This window comes from Bacillus sp. SIMBA_005, from assembly GCF_046535585.1.
In the GTDB taxonomy this organism is placed as follows: Bacteria; Bacillota; Bacilli; order Bacillales; family Bacillaceae; genus Bacillus; species Bacillus pumilus.
Map to the genome: position 1 here is coordinate 1 of NZ_JAWRWI010000839.1, position 251 is coordinate 251.

The following is a 251-nucleotide window of genomic DNA, read 5'->3' on the forward strand; positions in this document are numbered from 1 at the left end:
TTTAGCGAGTCTAGAAGAAGGACACCCGGACAATGCTGGCGCTTCTCTCGTCGGCGGACTTGTGATCGGCCTGCATGAGGATGACGAGACCCAAATGATCCGCGTCCCGAATGCTGACATTGACGTAGTCGTTGTCATTCCTTTTTATGAAGTGCTGACAAGAGACGCGAGAGACGTGCTTCCGAAGGAGTTTCCATATGCCGATGCCGTAAAAGCAAGTGCTGTCAGCAATATCCTCATTGCTGCGATCA

At 51.4% G+C, this 251-nt stretch carries 1 pseudogene; it reads left to right on the plus strand.

Going from position 1 to position 251, the window contains the following annotated elements:
* A pseudogene (locus SB660_RS22435) lies at window positions 1-251 on the plus strand (homoserine kinase); the annotation flags it as partial.